The organism is Marinobacterium alkalitolerans (genome assembly GCF_017776525.1).
Classification (GTDB): domain Bacteria; phylum Pseudomonadota; class Gammaproteobacteria; order Pseudomonadales; family Balneatricaceae; genus Marinobacterium; species Marinobacterium alkalitolerans.
The window spans coordinates 80,965-99,592 of record NZ_JACVEW010000012.1; the positions used below are offsets into that span (position 1 = coordinate 80,965).

The window sequence follows — 18,628 nt, forward strand, 5'->3', positions numbered from 1 at the left end:
CCTTAGTCCTGTTATGCCCCTGTGAGCAGGGTTTCAAGCCAGCGAGCCATATCCAACAACTTTTGATCCTCATGCATGCGCCCTGCCAGCTGAATCCCCAGCGGCAAGCCCTGCTGATCCGTCAGCCCCGGCAGAGTGACCACCGGCAAGCCCATAACCTGCCAGGGTCGGCTCATGTGCGGTGCTCCTGTTTTGCCCAGTCCCAACGGGGCCACGCCCGGTGCTGCAGGCGCCAGCACGGCATCAACCTTGTCATGACGGGCCCAGAGATCAGACCGTGCCTTATCGACACACTGCAATGCCCGCAGATACTCGCTGCGTTCCATCTGGAGTCCCTTGTCAATAAGGTCAAGCAGAGGGGCACTGAGCTGATCCAGCTGGGCTGACTCTTCTACCAGATTACGCGCCACCTCATAAGCCATAATGGTCTGATGATGCTCAACCAGCTCGGATAGGCCTGCTGCCTGATCCAGCCGCGTGGTTTCAACCCCTTCGGCCTGCAACAGGGCTTCAAGGCGCTCAATGGCATGCTCCATGGCGCTGTCTGTCTCGCCAACCAGATGCCCGGGGCAAATAGCGATCCGTGTGGGACGCGCATTGATTTCGGGGCCGTTTGCTCGGCTGTTCCGCAACAGGATGGCCCGCATCAGATCAATATCCTCAGCATGACGTGCCAGAATGCCCAGTGAATCCAGTGACTGCGCCAGCGGTTGCACACCGCGCAGTGAAAACTCGCCACGGGTGCCCACATACCCTGCCGCACCGCAATACGCCGCGGGACGAATCACTGAGGCTGCGGTTTGAGATCCCAGCGCAACGGGCACCATCGCATCGGCTACGGCTGCTGCCGAGCCGCTGGAAGAGCCGCCCGGCGTGCGCTGCAGATCTCTCGGATTGGCGGTCTTGCCCGGTTTGAAATAGGCAAATTCAGTGGTCACGGTTTTGCCCAGCACAATACCGCCGGCCTGACGTATCAGCCCGACACAGGACGCATCATTCACCGGCTCCCGCCCCTGATGAATGGGTGAACCCATTTCAGTTGGCATATCCGCCGTGTCGATGATGTCCTTGATACCCACCGGCAACCCTTTGAGCAGACTTTGCTCATAGAACCCCTGATGCTGACGGTAGTGCGACAGATACTCCTCCCGCGTCAGGCGATACTGCCAGGCACCGACGACAGGCTCCCGTGCCTCAATCCGGTCAAAACAGGCGTTGATCACGTCTACGGCTGAGCATTCCTGTTTTTCGATGGCGTTCAGGGCCTCTCTCAAACCGACCTCATGCCACGCCTTTTGATTCTTCATCCGTTTTTCCTTCCTTACCATCAAGCAGCAAAGCCCTGTTGCAAACGTTTCAGACTGGCTTTCAAGATCTGCTGCTCCTCATCACTCAGGCAGGCCATGGCCTGGCGTTCATGCTCGATCGCCTTGTCCAGTAATTGGGCCGCCAGTTGCCGACCTTTCTCGGTCAGCAGGAAGCCCTTTTCTGTCACATTGAGCAGGCCTTTTTCCTGCAGCCACTCGCCGGTATCAGCCAGCTCCTTCAGGGGCTGGGACACGAAATGGCTGATCTGCTCCGCTGGCATGGCATCACCATCTGCCAGCAGGGTCATAACGCGCCACTCTTCGGTGGTCACGCCAAAATGACCAAGCTGTGGATAAAAGTCGGCAGCGTAGGCATTCAGGGTCTGGCGCAGCTGGTACAACAGGTAGTCCCCCAGGAAGCCTCGTGCTTCAAGGGACTGGGTGGGTGCCTGTACCGCAGGATGCGTGTCCGCAACGGCATAGCGGCCGTTATGGAACACCAGTGAGCTCACATTATCTTCATAGTGGTAAGCGGTGACCTGGCCCACGATGATCAGGTGGTCGCCCCCTTCGTACACTTCCCAGGTGTTGCAGGCGAACCAGGCGGCCGTATCCGGCAGCAGGGGGGCACCATTGTCGCAATCACGTGTGCTGACGTTGGCAAACTTGTCTTCTCCCCGGCGAGCAAAGCCGTTGGACAGGTCCACCTGATCGCTGCGCAGCACATTGATGGCAAACCCCTTGCCCTTGGCAAAAGCGTCCAGGCTGTATGCGCCTTTATCGATGCTCCACAGTACCAGTGCCGGATCGATCGACAGTGTGTTGAAACTGCTTGCGGTCATTCCGATCGGGTTGCCTTCGGCATCGCGTGTAGTGATAACGGTCACACCGGTCGGGAACTTGCCCAGTGCCCGGCGGAAATCCTTGGGATCAAATGACATGGTCGCTCTCCGGGATCAGGTTAGGGCCGTCAGGAAACGTTCGTTCAGCTGGCGGTCGTGATAGAAAATCGCCTTGCCCAGCTTGTCCGCATCCCAGGTGATCGGTTCGTGGTCGGGATAGAAGTAGTCCCCGCCACAGAACACCTCGTTGCGGTTGCCTGAGGGGTCGAAGAAATAGATGGTCTGACCGTGGGTGATACCGTGGCGGGTGGGACCGATATCAATGGAGGTATCGGTCATGGAGATCAGATCTCCTGCACGCAGCACATCTTCCCAGGTTTCCAGATAAAAGGAGGCATGGTGAAACCTGCCCGCCTCGGGGTGATCGATGAAGGCGATGTCATGCGCTTTCATGCTGGTGGTGAGGAACTGTGCCACCCGCTTGCCATCCGGGGTCATCACCTGTTCGCACAGGTCAAAGCCCAGCACTTCCCGGAACAGGTCATAGGTTTCATCCAGATTCGGGCCGTACAACAGGCAGTGGTCGAAACGCTGGGCCTTCATGCCCTTCAGGTCGCGCGGCCAGGCTTCCGGGTTATGGTTGCCCACACCGTAACGACCAGTCTGTTCCTTGGTGGCAAAAAGCTCGAAATAATGACCTGTCGGTGCCTGGAAACGCAGGCGACGGCCGCAATCCTTGAGTTCACCCGCCGGCACTTCTTCCACTTCAACGCCGAAGGCGATCAGGGACTGATGCAGTTGATCAAGGGTTTGCTCGTCAAGACACTTGAAGCCCATGAAATCCATTCCCGGCTGATCGGCTTCAACCAGCACCACGGAGAACTTGTCCACTTCGGTCCACCCTTTCAGGTAGACCCGCCCCTGAGTGTCAGAATCCATTTCGACCAGACCCAGCAGGTCAACGTAATGTTTGCGGGCTTCTTCCAGATCCAGTACACGAATCTGAACGTGTCCGGGACGCATTACACCTTTTTTCATTGGGTTACCTCATCGTTATTGTTATTGGTGGTTGAGTGTTTCAAACGCCCCTAGCCCACGGCATTCGGCAGCATGAGCGACAGGGACGGGATCGTAATAATGAGTACGAGGCGAACGATATCCGCCAGCCAGAACGGGGTGACACCGCGGAAGATGGTGGACAGTTTCACGTCCGGGATCACGCCCCGCAGGACAAACACATTCATGCCGACCGGCGGCGTGATCAGGCTGATCTCGGTGACCACGACCACCAGAATGCCGAACCAGATCAGGTCAAACCCCATCGCCTCGACCATCGGATAGAACACGGGAACGGTCAGCAGAATCATCGACATGCTTTCCAGCACGCAGCCCAGCAGCAGATAGACACCGACCAGAATCAGGATCACCACGAAGGGGCTGAAACCGGACTCCAGTACCCAGTCCTTCAGCATCATCGGCATGCCGGTCAGGTTGATGAAGTTGGAGAAAATCACCGCGCCGATCACCAGGAAAAACAGCATCGCCGTGGTGCGGGCGGCATTGGTCAGTGAGCGCTGGAACATTTTGAAGCTCAGCTTGCCGCTGAACAGCGCAATCAGAAAGGCACCTGAAGCCCCGATGCCGGCGGCCTCTGTCGGGGTAAAAATCCCTGCATAGATGCCACCCATGACGATGATAAAGATCAGGTTGATTCCCCAAACCCCTTTCATCGACAACAGGCGTTCTTTCCAGGTGGAGCGCTTGCCAGCCGGACCGATCTCCGGTTTGAGGCGCACGGCAAAGACTACCGCCAGCATGTACAGCACCACCCCGATCATGCCCGGTATCAGCCCCGCAATGAACAGTTTGCCGATGTCGCTTTCGGTCATCAGGCCATAGATCACGAGAATCACACTGGGCGGAATCAGAATGCCGAGCGTACCGCCAGCCGCAATGGCACCGGTAGCCAGGCTGTCGGCATACTTGTATTCACGCATGGATGGCATGGCCACCTTGGACATGGTGGCTGCCGTTGCCATGGAGCTGCCGCACACGGCGGAGAAAGCGCCGCAGGAGACCACGGTTGCCAGCGCCAGCCCACCCTTGAAGTGCCCCAGAAAGGCGTTGGCCGCGCGATAGAGCTCCTTCGACATGCCCGATTCCGTAATCAGGTTGCCCATCAACAGGAACAGGGGCACCACCGACAGGCCATAGGCCAGACCGGTATCGAACGCGGTGGATGCGATCATGTTCAGCGCCGTATCCCAGCCACGCGGATTGCCGTAGGTCAGCAGCTGGACCAGGGCGAAGCCAACGACACCCACAATGCCCATTGCGATACCGAGCGGTATCCGGGCCAGTATCAACAGCATCAATGCTGCAAAGCCGATCAGACTTGCCTCCATTACTGCACTCCTTCCGAGGTCTTGCCGTTACGCTCAAACAGCAGCTTGATGAACAGGATAAGGACAGATACCGAAGCCGTTGCCGCCATCAAAAACGCCAGCCAGGCATAGGGAATCTGCAACACGGCCGTGGTGTCTTGATAACGCAGCACCTTGAAGGCGTGCTCCCAAAGCACCCAGGCGAAGATGCCGAACGCCAGTACGTTGATCACACCGATCAATACGTCCTGGACCGCGCGGACGCGGTCCGTGAGCGCCGAGTCGAGGATGTCCACGGCAATGTGGCCACCCTCGGCGGTAATCAGCGGCAATCCCAGAAAGATCACCGCTGCCAGCATCAACTCCGTCACCTCAAAGGCCCCTGTAACCGGTGCCGAGAACAGATAACGTCCCATCACATCGACCAGTGTCAGCGCCATCATCAAAAACATGACCAACGCCGCTGAGCCACTGAGCAGTGTATTGAGCAGTCCCTGCCCCCGAACCAGCCAACCGTTACTCTGTGTGCGAGTTGCGTTCATGGGTTACCCTCAGCGAGTTTGCGCCACATCCTGCTGATGGCTCTGCTTACGGAAGGCTTCCAGTGCGGCCTTGCCATCCACGCCCAGTTTTGCCGCGGTTTTCAGCCACTCGGCTTCCATCGGCGCACTGGCATTGCGGATTTCAGTCAGGAAGGCTTCGTTGGCAGTGACCACCTCGTTGCCGTTGGCCTGAATCGCTTCCAGACCCTTGGCATCCTGGGTATCCCACATCTTGCCGGCCAGGCGAGCGAAGGCTTCACCGGAGACGGACTCGATCGCCTTTCGATCCTCTTCCGGGAGATCCGCGAAGCGGTCACGGTTCATTACCAGGAAGAAGCTGAAGTTATACAGGCCTCCCGGCACCAGCGTGGTGTGAGTGGTTTTGTCCTGAATGTTGAAAGCCGGGACAGATTCCAGCGGGAACAGAGTGCCGTCCGCTACGCCACTGGAAACCAGCTCATAGGTGCTGGAAGAGGGTTTCTGCAGGGTCACGGCGCCCAGTTCGGTCGCCATGTCGTTCATGATGCCGCCACCGACACGCATCTTGAGCCCCTTCAGGTCACTGGCTGCATTGACGGTACGCTTGCTGTTGTGGATATGACCCGGACCATGGGTAAAGAGCCCCAGCAGTTTGACATCCTTGTGCTCGCCGGCCGGTTTCAGATAGTCGTTATAGACGTTCCAGTACGCAACCGATGTGCCGACTGCACTGTCACCGCCGAAGGGAAACTCAACCATTTTGTAAAGCTTGAAGCGGCCCGGAGTATAACCGTGCGCGCTATAGGTGATATCAGCCTGCCCTTCACGCGCGATGTCGTAGTGGACCTTGGGGTGCCCCAGGGCGGACGGCAGCATGATGATCTTGACCCGACCATCCGTGGCTTCCTCCACGTTTTTGATCCAGGGCTTCATCACATCCTTGACCAGAGGGTGCCCTGAAGGCAACCAGGACGACATGGTCAGGCGCGTTTCGGCGCTTGCTTGAGTGGCCAGAAGTGCAAGGGTTGCTGTCGCTGCAACTCGGAGAATCGTTTTCATTGTTGTCTCTCCCCATTGGGTTATGGTTCCGGGCTTAACCGGGTTTGCCCCCTGACGACCATGCCAGGGCGCCAGGCTTACAAAGTCAGATATCCACGACCAGACGGCTGCTCTTGGCGCGTGAGCAACAGAGCGCGATCTGGTCGTTGTCGTCTTTCTCCTCATCCGTCAGGAAGTGGTCACGGTGATCGGGCGTACCTTCGATCACGTCACAGATACAGGTGCCGCACACCCCCTCTTCACAGGACATCTGCACCTTCACGCCCGCAGCCTTGAGCGCGGTCGCGATGCTTTCGCTGGGCCCAACCTGCACTGTGATGTCACTGGCTTCGGCATACACTTCAAACGCCTCGCCACTGATGTCGACCTCAGCGTTGAAATACTCGAAATGGATCTGGTTGTCCGGCAGGCCTGCCGCCTTGCCCTGTTCGATCACCCAGTCCATGAAACCACTGGGACCACAGACATACAGGTGCGTACCGGGCCTGGCTGCTGCCAGTGTTTTGGGGTCGATGCGCTGGTCTTCACCGGCATCGTCAAAGTGCAGCACCAGCTGCTCGCCAAACTCACGCTTGAGTTCATCCAGAAATGCCGCCTTGTGCTCGCTGCGGGTGCAGTAGTGCAGCTCAAACGATTTGTCTGCCTGTTTCAGGGCATAGGCCATGGCGATCATCGGTGTGATGCCGATCCCGCCGCCAATCAGCAGGCTGTGCTCGGCATTCAGGTCGAGCGGGAAATGGTTTCGCGGTGCGCTGATCTGGATCGCTGCACCGGCTTCCAGTTCGGCATGGATCTGGCGTGAGCCGCCACGCGAGTTCGGGTCATTCAGGATGCCCAGACGGTAGGTCGTTTCACCCGGCGCATTGCTCAACGAGTACTGCCGCACCAGATCAGGTGCAACCACCACATCGATATGCGCGCCGGCTTCAAAGACCGGCAAGGCGCTGCCATCGGCCGAGCTCAGCTCGAATACCGCGATCTCGTCGGTCTGGTCTTCGCGGCGTGTCACCGTCGCGTTGATAAGTGTGTTATCGATACTGCTAGTCATAGGAATTGCCTCAGCGCATGAACAGGCCGCCGTTGATGTCCACCGTAGTGCCGGTGGTGAAACTGGCTTCAGGCCGTGCCAGCTGCACCACCATATCGCCGATAAAATCGGCATCGCCCAGCTGGCCAACCGGAATGGCCCCGAGCAGTGTGGGCAAGCGTTCTTCCGGCACCAGCGCCTTCACCATTGGCGAGTCGATCGGGCCCGGAGCAATGGCGTTGACCGTCACCCCCTGCCCCGCCAGCTCCTTGGCGAACACCTTGGTCAGCGTCAGGATGCCGCCCTTGGACGCGGCATAATGAGCGCCCGTTGAGGTGCCCCCGTTCTGGCCAGCCAAAGAAGACATATTGATGATCCGTCCGTAGCCCTGCTCGGCCAGGTAACGCCCAATCACCTGACAGCCCACAAACGTGCCGCCCAGGTTGATATTGACGATCTCGTTGAATTCCTCGGCCGAAATCTCCATCACCGGCGTGGCGCGGGTGACGGCTGCATTGTTGACCAGCACATGCAGGGCGCCCCAGCGTGCCAGAATCTGATCCAGCGCCGCTTCAAAGTCCTGCTTTTGAGCCACGTTGAGGCTGGTCGCCATGGCGGTCTCACCGCTGGCATCCAGAGCATCAGCCGCCTGACGGGCAGCGTCGGTGTTAATGTCGCTGAGCACCACTCGGTAGCCGGCGTCGTGCAGACGCCGGGCGATGTGATTGCCCAGCCCCTGAGCGGCACCGGTGACCAGCGCGACTTGAGACTGTGCAGGTGTGGACATGGCGGCCTCCTTAGAAGATGAAGCTGACAGTGCGCAGGAAGCCGTCGGCATGCAGCAGTTTCACCACCTTCTGCTCCAGCTTGAAGCTGTCACCGCTGGGCTTGAGGGTGTACTCCACATTGGCCGGATAGGTCACCAGCTTGCCGTGACGCAGCTCGTTCAGCGTCATGGCACAGCGGGCAATCACCAGATCGTCACCGGCTTCGAGCACGCGCACACGCGACATCATGCGCACGGTGCTGCCCACGGAGTTGGCCGATACCGACTCCCCGTTTTCCAGTCGCGCCACCCGCATGCGGCGCATGTCCGCATCATCCAGCGCCAGATTCAGAGTGCTGAGATAATCGGTTTCGTTCAGATCGGCCGGCACGATATACAGGCCGCTATCCGTCCACAGCGACAGCCATTCCTGGTACCCCTTGTGATCCAGCAGGTCCGCCTCATAACCGATAAACTCGGTGACTTTTGCCAGCAGTTCGGTATTGGATTTCATTACTTGCTCTCCTCTGCTGTCTGGTCGGCGCCGGCGGCCGCCATCATTTTCTTGTATTGGCGGTAGGCCCCACGCATGCCGGTTTCGGAGCAGACGGCACCGGCAACATTGCCATCCCTGGACTCGTGCAGGTTGTTCATGCCGCGGTTCACGAGAATCCAGCCGTCAGTCCCGGCCTGGGCCCCTTTCTGAACCCGCTCCCAGGCTTCGCCGTCGTCCGGCGTACCGAAGCCCATCGGCCCCTGGAAATGCTCATGCAGACGCATGCGTTTGCGGTTAAAGGCTTCCGGGGCGCCTTCGCCACCCAGTGCCACGTGCTGAATCTCGGTTTCGCCCACGCTGACCGGTCGCAGGACACGGAAGAACGCCATGGAGCAGGACACATTCGGGAACAGGTTCAGGTTGAAGCCGGTACCGTGTGCGGCGCGCACCAGCTTTTTGACTTCATCTTCAGACTTGCCTTCTTCACGCAGCGCCTGTGCCAGCTCGGCAAAACGATCCGGAATCGGCTGATCCAGATCCGCTTCCAGGTCGACCAGCTGCGGGATCATCACCATCACGCTGTGACCATTGCCCAAGTCTTCGACAAAGCCTTCACCATCGAGGAAATCAAAAATATCGGCCGTCGCTTCATCCAGCGAGGTCACGAATGACTTGTGTACGATCGGGAAATGGTAGGCGTCGGTTGTGTTTTCCAACTGGATCTTCCAGTTGCCCGGGAAGTTGAAACGGTGCTCGCCCAGCACTTTCACCGGATAGCCACCGCCCTGCTTCATGAACAGGTCGATCCACTTTTTGGCACCGCCCAGGAAGTCTTCCAGCGGCTCAATGTCATCCTTGAAGGTGGCAAACACCAGGCCGTTATAGGTTTCCACCCGCAGGCTCTCCAGCGGCATCTCTTTCTTGTCGAAGACACCGTCATACTCTTCCGGCTTCGGCAGTGCGCGCAGGCTGCCATCCAGGCCATACCCCCAGCCGTGGTAGGGGCAGGTGAACGCCTTGGTCTTGCCCTTGCGCGCTTCACAGACGGTCGCACCGCGGTGACGACAGCGATTCTGCAGCACGTGCAGGTTCATTTTGCGGTCACGGCTCAGAATCACCGGCTGACGGCCAATGTAGGCGGTCTTGAAGCTGCCGGCTTCCGGCACTTCACTCTCGTGCCCCACATAGACCCAGGTGTGGTTGAAGACTTTATTCAGCTCTTCCTCGAAGATCTCCGGATTGGAGTAGAGGTCCTTGTGCACTCGGCCCTCTTCCACCATGTCAGCCGCTTTCAGGCTGACGTTCTGCAGTTCGATCAGTTCACTCATCTGCGTGTTCTCTTTATTCATACATGGCTGTGGGCAATACCCCGCAACCTTTTATTACTCGGGCACCGGCAGCGGCCTGGGGTTATCCCAGGGCGTCTGGACCGGGCGGTTAAAGCGACTGGTGGTGCAGAAGTGCGCGATCTTCCAGTGCTCGCCTTCCTTCCGAAAGCGCACGTTCAGCAGCGCACTGCTGAGCTGGGAGCGCCCATCGGCAAAGGTCGCGGTCTGCAGCAGAACCCAGGTGCCTTCGGCATCGGTCTCGCCCAGCACGTCGACCCTTTCCGAAGTCAGGAAATGCACATTCAGAGCAAAGTGCGCGGGTGGTTGCGTATAGGTCGAAAACATCTCCCGGATCGCAGCGCGACCTTCACGGCGGCCAAAGGTCGCGGCATAACGCTTGCCCTTGCCTTCCCACACCGCATCCTCGGTGAACAGCGCCATCAGCGGATCCAGGTCAAAGCCTTCGTCCAGGTAGTCGCACAGCTGCATGTATTCATGCAGGCAGGCACTTACATCCCGGGCCGCTTCCAGTGCGTTGACGCGCTTCCGCAGTTGCTCCAGTTCGCTCATGCTGGACTCCTCAGGCACGCTGCACGATCAGTTCACGACCGATCCGAGCTTCTACCTTGGCGTAGCGCCACAGCTTGTAGGGGCCCTTGCCCACCTCAGTGGAGCGGAACAGGTTGCAGCAGGCGCATACGGTGTCGTAATCCTTCACATCTGCCAGCAGGTAAGTCGTCCAGGGGTAACCGCTGGATGGCCCAACCATGCTCTGGTCGTCATCCATGTTGCCGATCACTTCAACGCCATCCATGTCGTGAATGCCGTTCCACATTTCGCCAAAGGCCGCCCAGACATCGAGCTGCTCCTCACGCGGCGCATCCATGAAGTTCTGATTGATGCCCATGCAAAAAAGAACGCGCAAAGGTGTCTTGTCACTCATGGTGTGTCTCCTTGTTATTGTTGGTTACAGGTAGCCCGGCAAGGGGTCATGACCGAAGAACATGGCCCCGGCATTTTTCAGGGTGACGGCCCCCATGAAGGCGTGCTGTGTCGCCATCATGGAATCACGCAGAATGCGGGACAGGGGGTGGTCGTTATAGGTACTGGTCATGCCAGCCACCTGGTAGGCAATGCGAATGGCTTCGGCACATTCATGGGTCAGGTTGGTGGTCGCAAGGCGCACCAGGTTGATCTGGTCGCGACTGGGGGTGCCGCCTGCCTGAATGCTGTTCCAGGCATCCTCGGTGGCTTCATAAAAGAAGGCGCGAGACGCACGCAGCTTGGCTTCCGCCCTGGCTATCTCGATCTGAACGTATTCACGTTCTCCCAGGTTCGGTGCGCCTGTGACCGATTTGCGGCCTGCCGCCATACCCTGAACCACATCCAGCGCCTCACGCGCAAGACCAGCCGTGGTTACGGACAGCACCTGAGCGGCGAAGGCCAGTGAGGGATAGCGGAAGAAGTCGGAATCGATATTGGGCTTGCCACCGCGAACGAAGGTCCACTCCTCCGGTACAAACACCTCTTCAACAACCAGATCGTGACTGCCGGTTCCCACCATGCCGATCACGTCCCAGTTGGGCTCGATCTTGACCTGACTGGCCGGCATGACGGCCATGCGCGGCAGGGGTTCACCGTTATCCGGCTGAATGCCGACGCCGATGAGACAGGCGCCCATACAGCCGCTGCCAAACTTCCAGCGGCCATTCACGATGTAGCCACCGTCAACCTTGCGGGCGGGCTGGGTCGGAAAGATGCCACCGGCGAACACGATGTTCGGCGTCTCGGACCAGACCTTGTCGATGGTGGCGGGGGGCAGGGCTGCAAGATACGCCGGGTTCATGCCAAAACTGGCAACCCAGCCGGCCGAACCATCGGCCGCCGCCATCGCTTCCACCATCTGGAGAAACTCCATTGGACTGCGCTCATCACCGCCCAATGACTTGGGGACCATCGCCCGATACACACCGATGTCCTTGAAGGACTCGATAATGTCCTGGGAGATGTACTTCTGGTCTTCGAACTCCTGTCGGCGCGTACGCACCTCGTCCAGCAGGGCATCGAACACGGTGTCTCCGCCCCAGAGGGATTTATCGATTTGATAACCAGGCATATCGCTCGGCTCCCGTAATTGTTGTCTTTATTGTTCGGCGGCCTTACCCCGCCGGAGGCCTTTCGACCCTTGATTCCCTGCGGTTTCGGACAATTATGAGTGCTTCCAGATGCCCGAATAGCTTCACAAAGAATTTCACCCATCACTTGATTCGTCAACTAAACTGACAGGGCAAAAGCGATGCCAACGGAACGCTTTTACATCAGAACGAAGTCCAGCAAGGAATATACCAACGAAATAAAAATCATAGAAAAAGCTGCCAAAAATCACCAAAAAGACGAAAAAACACTTATTAAAAACAAAATATTCGCTAAAGCGCGGCACCGGCCAGCCATCTACAATCCCAATTTCGACACCTGTAAATCCCGATTTCGGATACAGACAGGGCTCAAAAATGGGGCATAAAATAGTGCTGCGCACCAAATATTTTCACTGCATTAAAATTCAGGATATACTTTCCCAGTCAACTATATTCACTGATACCGCATACACGCTCGGCCATGGAGACCTGATTTCGCGATGAGCAACAAACGCAAAGCCGACATGTACGACCCGCTCAGCGACGACTTTAAAAGACGTGAATTCCCGTTTTATTGGGTGGCCCAGCTCAACGCACGCTACACTCAGGAGATGGAACGCCTGCTAAAGCGTGTCGATATGGATGTACCCCGCTGGCGTATCATCATGATCCTGAAAGAACATTCGGAGCTGAGCATCTCCGAGATCGCGGATCATGCCGTTGCTAAACTGCCCACTACGACCAAGATTCTGTACCGCATGCGTGACGAAGAACTGGTAACACTGAAAACGTCACCGGAAGACGGCCGAGTGACACTGGTATCGCTAACAGAGAAAGGGGCAGAGCGACTGGAGGAGATTCGAGGCTCGGTCAGCCAACTGTTCAAGCGCAGCTTCAAGGGACTGACCTCGGCCCAGATCAGCCGGGCCAACACCCTGCTGGCCAAAATCTATGACAACCTGAGCCGCGACCCTGACTGGTAGCCACTTCAGGGGCCACCCACCGAATGATATGATCGCGCTTTTCTGGCCGGAAGCTCCATTGTGAACCTGATCCTGTTATACACCTCCGACTTTATTGATGCCCGACATGTCAGGATCAGTGACCGCAGGTTTCACCACATGCGCCAGGTTCACGACGCCCAGCCGGGTGACAGCTTCAAGGTCGGCGTTCTGAATGGGCTGATCGGCCGCGGGGACGTTGTCGCACGCAACGACGACTATATTGATCTCTCCATCCGACTGGACCGCGCACCGCCAAAACCCCTTCCGCTGCGCCTGATTATGGCCCTGCCGCGCCCCAAAATGCTCAAGCGCACGCTGGAAACCGTGGCCACCCTCGGCGTCAAGGAGCTTTGGCTGATCAACTCCTACCGTGTAGACAAAAGCTACTGGTCGACACCGATACTCGCGCCTGCGCGAATCCGCGAACATTTTCTGCTGGGGCTGGAACAAGCCGGCGATACGCGCATGCCTGAAGTGCACATTCGCAAGCGCTTCAAGCCCTTTGTGGAAGACGAGCTGGCCGACATTGCCAAGGGTACTCGCGCACTGGTCGCACACCCCTATGACGCCGAGCCTTGCCCTCACGCCTGCAGCGACGCCACCACACTGGCCATTGGCCCCGAAGGCGGTTTCATTGCCTATGAAGTGGAAAAACTGCAGGCGGCCGGACTGACCCCCATCCACCTTGGCCCCCGCATCCTGAGGGTAGAGACTGCGGTACCGGTCCTGCTTTCCAGGCTGTTCCCGCTGTAAACCTGATCTACCTCAATGGAACAGTTTGACCTGCCCCCCTTATAATCAGCACAGCGAAGTATTAATAAGAATCAGACTCACTACCGTTGACAGACAACCTTAAACTGATAATAATTCGCATTAACTTTTTGGTATATTTGATTCCGGCATCCTGCCGACGTATGGAGAAACAGATGACTGCAAAGAAAGTACTGCTGACAGGTATTGCGCTTACGGCTTTTGCGGGAACGGCTCAGGCAGCTGATGAGGTAAACATTTATTCCTACCGTCAGGAGTTTCTGATCAAGCCGCTGCTGGAAGCCTTTACTCAGGAGACCGGCATCAAGGCCAATGTCATCTTTTCCAAGAAAGGTCTGCTTGAGCGACTGGAGCACGAGGGTGCCAACTCGCCGGCGGACGTCATCCTGACCTCCGACATCGGCCCGCTGCATGATGCGGTTGAACGGGATCTGGTGGCTCCCATCGACAGCGATGTTGTCGACAGCAACGTACCTTCACACTATCGCTCCAAGGAAGACAAGTGGGTGGGCCTGACCGCGCGTTCACGCATCATCTATGCCTCCAAGGACCGTGTTGAGCCGGGCGAAGTTCAAACCTACGAAGACCTGGCCGATCCTAAATGGAAGGGTCGCATCTGCACCCGCAGCGGCAAGCACTCCTACAACCTTTCCCTGATCGGCTCCATGATCGAGCACCATGGCGCTGAAGAAGCCGAACAGTGGCTGAGCGCAGTGAAAGATAACCTGGCTCGCCGCCCTCAGGGTAACGACCGCGCCCAGGTCAAGGCCGTCAAGGAAGGTCAGTGCGATCTGGCACTGGGCAACAGCTACTACTACGGCAAAATGCTGACCAACGAAAAGCAGCCGGAACAGGTCGAGTGGGCCAAGTCGGTTAACCTGATCTTCCCGAACCAGGATGGCCGCGGTGCTCACATGAGCATCTCCGGTGCCGCACTGGCAAAGCATGCCCCTCACAAGGATGCCGCCATCAAGCTGATCGAGTTCCTGACCAGCGAACAGGCACAGCGCATGTATGCCGAGGTGAACTACGAGTTTCCGGTACGCCCGGGCATTGAGTGGTCCGATCTGCTGAAAGAGCACATGAGTGACTTCAAGGCAGACGAAGTCAACCTGGGTGATGTGGTCAAGCATCGCGCCGAAGCATCCCGCATGGTTGATCAGGTCGGTTTTGACAACTGATCAACCGTCGAATAATCGACAGTTGCACGCTGAAACGGTAGTCTTCCCGGCTACCGTTTCTGTGCTGATACTCGAACCATGACCGACATCACCGCCACCGCCTCAGCCACGCTGGTCGATACCCGCAAGCCTCGCCGCTACATGCCGGGCTGGTATTCGATCGCCTGGGGCAGCGCCATTCTGGTGATGCTTCCCGTGCTCGCCGTTTTCTGGCTGGCACTGTTCCCGACCGACAACATCTGGCCCCATCTGGCCGAGACGGTCCTCCCCGTTTACGTGCAAACCACCCTGCTGCTGCTGGCAGGCGTGGGCGGCCTGTCCGTCGCCATCGGGGTCAGCAGCGCCTGGCTGGTCACCATGTGCAACTTTCCCGGCAGGCGTCTGTTTGAGTGGGCTTTGCTGCTGCCCTTTGCCATGCCGGCCTACCTGATCGCCTACCTCTACACCGACTTGCTGGAATATGCCGGCCCTCTGCAGACGTTTCTGCGCGAGCTTTTTGGCTGGCAAACCGCAAGGGACTACTGGTTCCCCGAGATCAGAAGCCTGGGCGGCGCTATCGGCATGCTCACGCTGGTGCTGTATCCATATGTCTACCTGCTGGCGCGCGCCAGCTTTCTGGAGCAGTCCATGAGCATCCGGGATGCCAGCCGCATATTCGGTTGCACGCCCTGGCAGAGCTTCTATCGCGTTTCCCTGCCCATTGCGCGCCCGGCGATTGCCGTGGGCCTTTCACTGGTCTCCATGGAAACCCTGAATGACTTTGGTACGGTCGATTACTTTGCCGTCAAAAGCCTCTCGGCCGGGATTTACGACGCCTGGCTGAACCGGGGCAACCTGGGTGCGGCCGCACAGATCGCCACTCTGATGATGGTATTTGTGATCATGCTAATATCACTTGAGCGCATCGCACGTTCGCGCCAGCGTCAGTTTACCGGCAGCGACCGCTTCAGAAGCATCGACCGTTACAGCCTGAGTCCCGCACGCGCATGGCTGGCCACTCTGGCGTGCGCCCTGCCCGTCATTCTGGGTTTTCTGATTCCCTTTCTGGTGCTGGGAAGCTACGCCATACGCCGGCTGGACCAGTTCGCGGAAGCCGACTTTCTGGCCTACGCCAGTCACAGTTTTACGCTTTCAGCACTGGCAGCCCTGCTGACCGTGGCGATTGCCGTCATTCTGGCCTACAGCAAACGTCTCTACCCGACACAGCGTTCACTTACCCTTGCCGCGCGTTTCAGCAGCATGGGCTATGCATTGCCGGGTGCGGTGCTGGCAATCGGGGTGATTATCCCGCTGGCCGCATTCGACAACAGCGTGGATGCGTTCATGCGTGAATACTTCGGTATCAGCACCGGCCTCTTGTTAAGCGGTACGCCCTTCGCGATCGTTTTTGCCTATTGCGTTCGCTTTCTGGCCGTTTCCAGTGGCAGCGTGGATGCTTCACTGGCCAAGGTCACGCCCAGCATGGATATGGCCTCACGCTCACTGGGGCTGAACCCGTTACAAACACTGCGCCGCGTTCACCTGCCTCTGATCCGAGGCGGCCTGTTAACGGCGGTGCTGGTGGTGTTTGTGGATGCCATGAAAGAACTGCCGGCCACCTTGATCCTGCGGCCGTTCAACTACGATACGCTGGCCACTTACGTGTACCAGTACGCGTCGGACGAGATGCTGGAAACCAGTTCGCTGGCTGCGATGCTGATCGTGCTGGTGGGAATCGTGCCGGTGATTCTATTGAGCCGAACCATTACTTCTACGCGCCAGGGGAACTAGTCGTCCTCTTGCAGGACCTGGTCGGCCGCTTTCAGGTAAAGCAGGAACACCCGGCGGGCAGCAGAAATCGACGCTTGTATATCCGCTGGCTGTTCCAGCTCTTGTAAACGCCCCAACAATACCGGCCAAACCGAACTTCTGCTTGCAGCATTAGAGTAAAAGGTTTGCGGCAGCTGCGGTGAACCCGCCAGGTGCCTGGCAATAACCCTGGCGCCAAGGCGAGAGCCTTCAAGTACATACAAAGCCCCCAACCGCTCGGGCTCAGAGTGGAAAACCAAACCAGAAAAGCCACGCGTATCCGGCTTCTCACCGAGCTGGCTCAAATCCTGTTTAAGATAAACAGATAACCGGTCAGGCCGGAGAGCCGTATCAGGTTTCGACAGCAACGCGTTTTCCAGCGACAGTTGCGGTTTATAAAGCGCCTTCAATGCTCGTGTATATGCAATTGGGCAAAGCTCAGACGCCATAAGCGCGGTGTACACAGGGTGCTGATCCAGCTCCTCATGCAAACTTGATGTAGACTGCTTCAGCAATGCCCTGTCCATATACTTATGCCTCTGGCAACCGGGCAAACCCTGGCAGCTCAATGGGATAATCCAGTGACTGCAGCTCATCGCGCAACCGCAATAACTGCAAGCGCACTTCCCGTGTCCATGGCTCGCTGTACCCTATTCGCTTCTCCACCCAGCGGGAAAAAGAGTGCCGAGGCGCTATCCCCAGTTCTCCATCATGAAACTCAGCAGGCTTGTCAGGGTTTCCTCCCCAGCTCACTTGCGCTATTTGCTCGGTGCGGAAAAAATAAAGACGAACCGACTCTCTTCCGTAACGCAGGCGGACGCCAGCTGCTCCCGCCACTTCGGTTAGCCAATCCTGACCGGACCAACCCCTGAAATGGTCGGTTGTAAATACGAACTCTCTGGACTGCTGCGTGAACCAGTCGTCGATCCAGGCAAGCTGGTCCTCTGACAGTTTCAGCCCCGCCTGCAAGCACCGATTGCCATATAGCCATGCAACACCTTCAGCATTAAAACGCTTGCGCAGACTAAGATTGAACCTTTCCCAAACAGCCTCGCCAGACAAGGTGCTCAAGTCCCTGAGCTCCTTGCGCAACTCGTATCCGGTTTCGTCCAGCAGGCGCACCTTTTGACGGGTATTGAAGTCACGCAGATAAACATTGAACTGGCGCACCTTACTTGAAATCAGTCGTTTCACGGGCAATGGCAGCGCGGATGGCATGTCATCATGACAGGAAACGAGTGCATCCAGTCCCTGCCCCATAATGATGGGTAGACTGAAAGATGCCAGATCCCCCATGTTCTGCATGTAAATACTGTGCACAGGAGATACGCTGCGCATATCGGTATAGGTGAGATTAAGCACTCCACCCCCCCTGACCGGCACGGGCTCTTTGGAAGCATCTATAATGGAGCGCCAAGGGTTACGTAAATAAATATCACGTGCTATCTGAGGTATATCACTTGCGGGGAAGCGCAGCCCCGCATAGGTACCAGCCTGCTCATCACGAGTGACTTCAGTCAGAACAACCCCATCCCCCCCTTCCAGAAACTGGTAATACATGACCCTGCGAAAGCCCGTTACGTTGGCGATCCACTCAACCAGGGCCTGACGCATTGAAGCAAGGTGCCGATGACTCCGAACTGATTCAAGCAGGTCAAACTCGTACAGATTACCGCGTCCCCGGAACGGCGTGATATCTATCAGGATTTCACCCGATTCCCCTCTGTTCAGAACGGCTTCTACCGGACCATCACCAAGGCCACCAAGCTGCTCCAAATAGTATCGGGAACCGGTAGTCGCGCCCAAGGATTCTGCCGCATACCGCAACTCGCCATGCAACACCTGGCCAACGTTACAGGAGTCAGATGTCACAAACTCGCTGAGGTTATCCGAAACATGCGTCACAACGAACTCTGGCGATGCAACAATGAGCGCGCAACCTGCCTGTACATGGCCAGAAAACTGCAATGCTTCCCGCTCACACTGCGCCAGAAATCCCCTCGTCACTGACATGACCGT

At 57.6% G+C, this 18,628-nt stretch carries 20 protein-coding genes; 4 read left to right on the plus strand and 16 right to left on the minus strand.

Annotation, left to right across the window (positions count from 1 at the left end; translation table 11 throughout):
- Positions 1 to 11 precede the first annotated feature (11 nt).
- The 14 genes from H9C73_RS09330 to H9C73_RS09395 all read right to left on the minus strand — a co-directional run bounded on the left by H9C73_RS09330 (position 12) and on the right by H9C73_RS09395 (position 12,266).
- Entirely contained in the window at positions 12 to 1,307 is a 1,296-nt protein-coding gene (locus H9C73_RS09330; protein ID WP_209287553.1) for an amidase, read from the minus strand.
- Between the two features lie 20 nt (positions 1,308 to 1,327).
- Positions 1,328 to 2,248, minus strand: coding sequence for a flavin reductase (locus H9C73_RS09335; protein ID WP_209287554.1), 921 nt, complete (start codon positions 2,246 to 2,248; stop codon positions 1,328 to 1,330).
- Positions 2,249 to 2,263: 15 nt separating this feature from the next.
- Positions 2,264 to 3,187: a catechol 2,3-dioxygenase gene (locus H9C73_RS09340; protein ID WP_209287555.1), complete on the minus strand. Its 924-nt coding sequence runs from the start codon at positions 3,185 to 3,187 to the stop codon at positions 2,264 to 2,266.
- Positions 3,188 to 3,237: 50 nt separating this feature from the next.
- On the minus strand, positions 3,238 to 4,554 hold the full coding sequence (locus tag H9C73_RS09345) for a TRAP transporter large permease (protein WP_209287556.1): 1,317 nt from the start codon (positions 4,552 to 4,554) through the stop codon (positions 3,238 to 3,240).
- Positions 4,554 to 5,075, minus strand: coding sequence for a TRAP transporter small permease (locus H9C73_RS09350; RefSeq protein ID WP_209287557.1), 522 nt, complete (start codon positions 5,073 to 5,075; stop codon positions 4,554 to 4,556). Before H9C73_RS09350 ends, H9C73_RS09345 begins: the two co-directional genes overlap by 1 nt.
- Positions 5,076 to 5,084: 9 nt before the next feature.
- Positions 5,085 to 6,113 carry a TRAP transporter substrate-binding protein gene (locus H9C73_RS09355; RefSeq protein ID WP_209287558.1) on the minus strand — a complete coding sequence of 343 codons (1,029 nt, stop codon included), beginning with the start codon at positions 6,111 to 6,113 and terminating at the stop codon, positions 5,085 to 5,087.
- An 85-nt stretch (positions 6,114 to 6,198) separates the two neighbouring features.
- Positions 6,199 to 7,161 (minus strand): PDR/VanB family oxidoreductase, encoded by a 963-nt coding sequence (locus tag H9C73_RS09360; RefSeq protein ID WP_209287559.1) that lies wholly within the window; start codon positions 7,159 to 7,161, stop codon positions 6,199 to 6,201.
- Positions 7,162 to 7,171: 10 nt separating this feature from the next.
- Entirely contained in the window at positions 7,172 to 7,927 is a 756-nt protein-coding gene (locus H9C73_RS09365; protein WP_209287560.1) for an SDR family NAD(P)-dependent oxidoreductase, read from the minus strand.
- A 10-nt stretch (positions 7,928 to 7,937) separates the two neighbouring features.
- Positions 7,938 to 8,420, minus strand: a complete 483-nt coding sequence (locus H9C73_RS09370) for an aromatic-ring-hydroxylating dioxygenase subunit beta (protein WP_209287561.1) — start codon at positions 8,418 to 8,420, stop codon at positions 7,938 to 7,940.
- Entirely contained in the window at positions 8,420 to 9,730 is a 1,311-nt protein-coding gene (locus H9C73_RS09375; protein WP_209287562.1) for an aromatic ring-hydroxylating oxygenase subunit alpha, read from the minus strand. The genes H9C73_RS09370 and H9C73_RS09375 overlap by 1 nt, the downstream gene beginning before the upstream one ends.
- Positions 9,731 to 9,784: 54 nt before the next feature.
- Positions 9,785 to 10,300 carry a nuclear transport factor 2 family protein gene (locus H9C73_RS09380; protein ID WP_236014194.1) on the minus strand — a complete coding sequence of 172 codons (516 nt, stop codon included), beginning with the start codon at positions 10,298 to 10,300 and terminating at the stop codon, positions 9,785 to 9,787.
- Positions 10,301 to 10,310: 10 nt separating this feature from the next.
- Complete coding sequence (locus H9C73_RS09385) at positions 10,311 to 10,673, minus strand: IacB protein (RefSeq protein WP_209287564.1); 363 nt, start codon at positions 10,671 to 10,673, stop codon at positions 10,311 to 10,313.
- A gap of 24 nt (positions 10,674 to 10,697) precedes the next feature.
- Entirely contained in the window at positions 10,698 to 11,846 is a 1,149-nt protein-coding gene (locus H9C73_RS09390) for an acyl-CoA dehydrogenase family protein (RefSeq protein WP_209287565.1), read from the minus strand.
- A 135-nt stretch (positions 11,847 to 11,981) separates the two neighbouring features.
- Positions 11,982 to 12,266 (minus strand): hypothetical protein, encoded by a 285-nt coding sequence (locus H9C73_RS09395; protein WP_209287566.1) that lies wholly within the window; start codon positions 12,264 to 12,266, stop codon positions 11,982 to 11,984.
- Positions 12,267 to 12,365: 99 nt separating this feature from the next.
- Between H9C73_RS09395 and H9C73_RS09400 the strand changes: the two genes are divergently transcribed.
- From H9C73_RS09400 to H9C73_RS09415, 4 genes are all read left to right on the plus strand, one after another.
- On the plus strand, positions 12,366 to 12,848 hold the full coding sequence (locus H9C73_RS09400; protein ID WP_209287567.1) for a MarR family winged helix-turn-helix transcriptional regulator: 483 nt from the start codon (positions 12,366 to 12,368) through the stop codon (positions 12,846 to 12,848).
- Between the two features lie 60 nt (positions 12,849 to 12,908).
- Entirely contained in the window at positions 12,909 to 13,622 is a 714-nt protein-coding gene (locus tag H9C73_RS09405) for a 16S rRNA (uracil(1498)-N(3))-methyltransferase (protein ID WP_209287568.1), read from the plus strand.
- Between the two features lie 173 nt (positions 13,623 to 13,795).
- Positions 13,796 to 14,821 carry a Fe(3+) ABC transporter substrate-binding protein gene (locus H9C73_RS09410; protein WP_209287569.1) on the plus strand — a complete coding sequence of 342 codons (1,026 nt, stop codon included), beginning with the start codon at positions 13,796 to 13,798 and terminating at the stop codon, positions 14,819 to 14,821.
- 78 nt (positions 14,822 to 14,899) lie between these two features.
- Entirely contained in the window at positions 14,900 to 16,591 is a 1,692-nt protein-coding gene (locus H9C73_RS09415; protein WP_209287570.1) for an ABC transporter permease, read from the plus strand.
- Here H9C73_RS09415 and H9C73_RS09420 read toward each other — a convergent pair.
- Complete coding sequence (locus tag H9C73_RS09420) at positions 16,588 to 17,136, minus strand: biliverdin-producing heme oxygenase (RefSeq protein ID WP_209287571.1); 549 nt, start codon at positions 17,134 to 17,136, stop codon at positions 16,588 to 16,590. The genes H9C73_RS09415 and H9C73_RS09420 overlap by 4 nt on opposite strands.
- Before the next feature lie 4 nt (positions 17,137 to 17,140).
- Complete coding sequence (locus H9C73_RS09425) at positions 17,141 to 18,622, minus strand: GAF domain-containing protein (RefSeq protein ID WP_209287572.1); 1,482 nt, start codon at positions 18,620 to 18,622, stop codon at positions 17,141 to 17,143.
- Between the last annotated feature and the right edge of the window lie 6 nt (positions 18,623 to 18,628).

Excerpts from the sequence above, each read along its gene's own strand:
- H9C73_RS09330 (WP_209287553.1), bottom strand. The coding sequence starts at position 1,307 with ATGAAGAATCAAAAGGCGTGGCATGAGGTCGGTTTGAGAGAGGCCCTG.
- H9C73_RS09360 (WP_209287559.1), bottom strand. The coding sequence starts at position 7,161 with ATGACTAGCAGTATCGATAACACACTTATCAACGCGACGGTGACACGC.
- H9C73_RS09415 (WP_209287570.1), top strand. The coding sequence starts at position 14,900 with ATGACCGACATCACCGCCACCGCCTCAGCCACGCTGGTCGATACCCGC.
- H9C73_RS09375 (WP_209287562.1), bottom strand. The coding sequence starts at position 9,730 with ATGAGTGAACTGATCGAACTGCAGAACGTCAGCCTGAAAGCGGCTGAC.
- H9C73_RS09370 (WP_209287561.1), bottom strand. The coding sequence starts at position 8,420 with ATGAAATCCAATACCGAACTGCTGGCAAAAGTCACCGAGTTTATCGGT.
- H9C73_RS09350 (WP_209287557.1), bottom strand. The coding sequence starts at position 5,075 with ATGAACGCAACTCGCACACAGAGTAACGGTTGGCTGGTTCGGGGGCAG.
- H9C73_RS09335 (WP_209287554.1), bottom strand. The coding sequence starts at position 2,248 with ATGTCATTTGATCCCAAGGATTTCCGCCGGGCACTGGGCAAGTTCCCG.
- H9C73_RS09355 (WP_209287558.1), bottom strand. The coding sequence starts at position 6,113 with ATGAAAACGATTCTCCGAGTTGCAGCGACAGCAACCCTTGCACTTCTG.
- H9C73_RS09345 (WP_209287556.1), bottom strand. The coding sequence starts at position 4,554 with ATGGAGGCAAGTCTGATCGGCTTTGCAGCATTGATGCTGTTGATACTG.
- H9C73_RS09410 (WP_209287569.1), top strand. The coding sequence starts at position 13,796 with ATGACTGCAAAGAAAGTACTGCTGACAGGTATTGCGCTTACGGCTTTT.
- H9C73_RS09385 (WP_209287564.1), bottom strand. The coding sequence starts at position 10,673 with ATGAGTGACAAGACACCTTTGCGCGTTCTTTTTTGCATGGGCATCAAT.
- H9C73_RS09340 (WP_209287555.1), bottom strand. The coding sequence starts at position 3,187 with ATGAAAAAAGGTGTAATGCGTCCCGGACACGTTCAGATTCGTGTACTG.
- H9C73_RS09425 (WP_209287572.1), bottom strand. The coding sequence starts at position 18,622 with ATGTCAGTGACGAGGGGATTTCTGGCGCAGTGTGAGCGGGAAGCATTG.
- H9C73_RS09400 (WP_209287567.1), top strand. The coding sequence starts at position 12,366 with ATGAGCAACAAACGCAAAGCCGACATGTACGACCCGCTCAGCGACGAC.
- H9C73_RS09380 (WP_236014194.1), bottom strand. The coding sequence starts at position 10,300 with ATGAGCGAACTGGAGCAACTGCGGAAGCGCGTCAACGCACTGGAAGCG.
- H9C73_RS09365 (WP_209287560.1), bottom strand. The coding sequence starts at position 7,927 with ATGTCCACACCTGCACAGTCTCAAGTCGCGCTGGTCACCGGTGCCGCT.
- H9C73_RS09390 (WP_209287565.1), bottom strand. The coding sequence starts at position 11,846 with ATGCCTGGTTATCAAATCGATAAATCCCTCTGGGGCGGAGACACCGTG.
- H9C73_RS09420 (WP_209287571.1), bottom strand. The coding sequence starts at position 17,136 with ATGGACAGGGCATTGCTGAAGCAGTCTACATCAAGTTTGCATGAGGAG.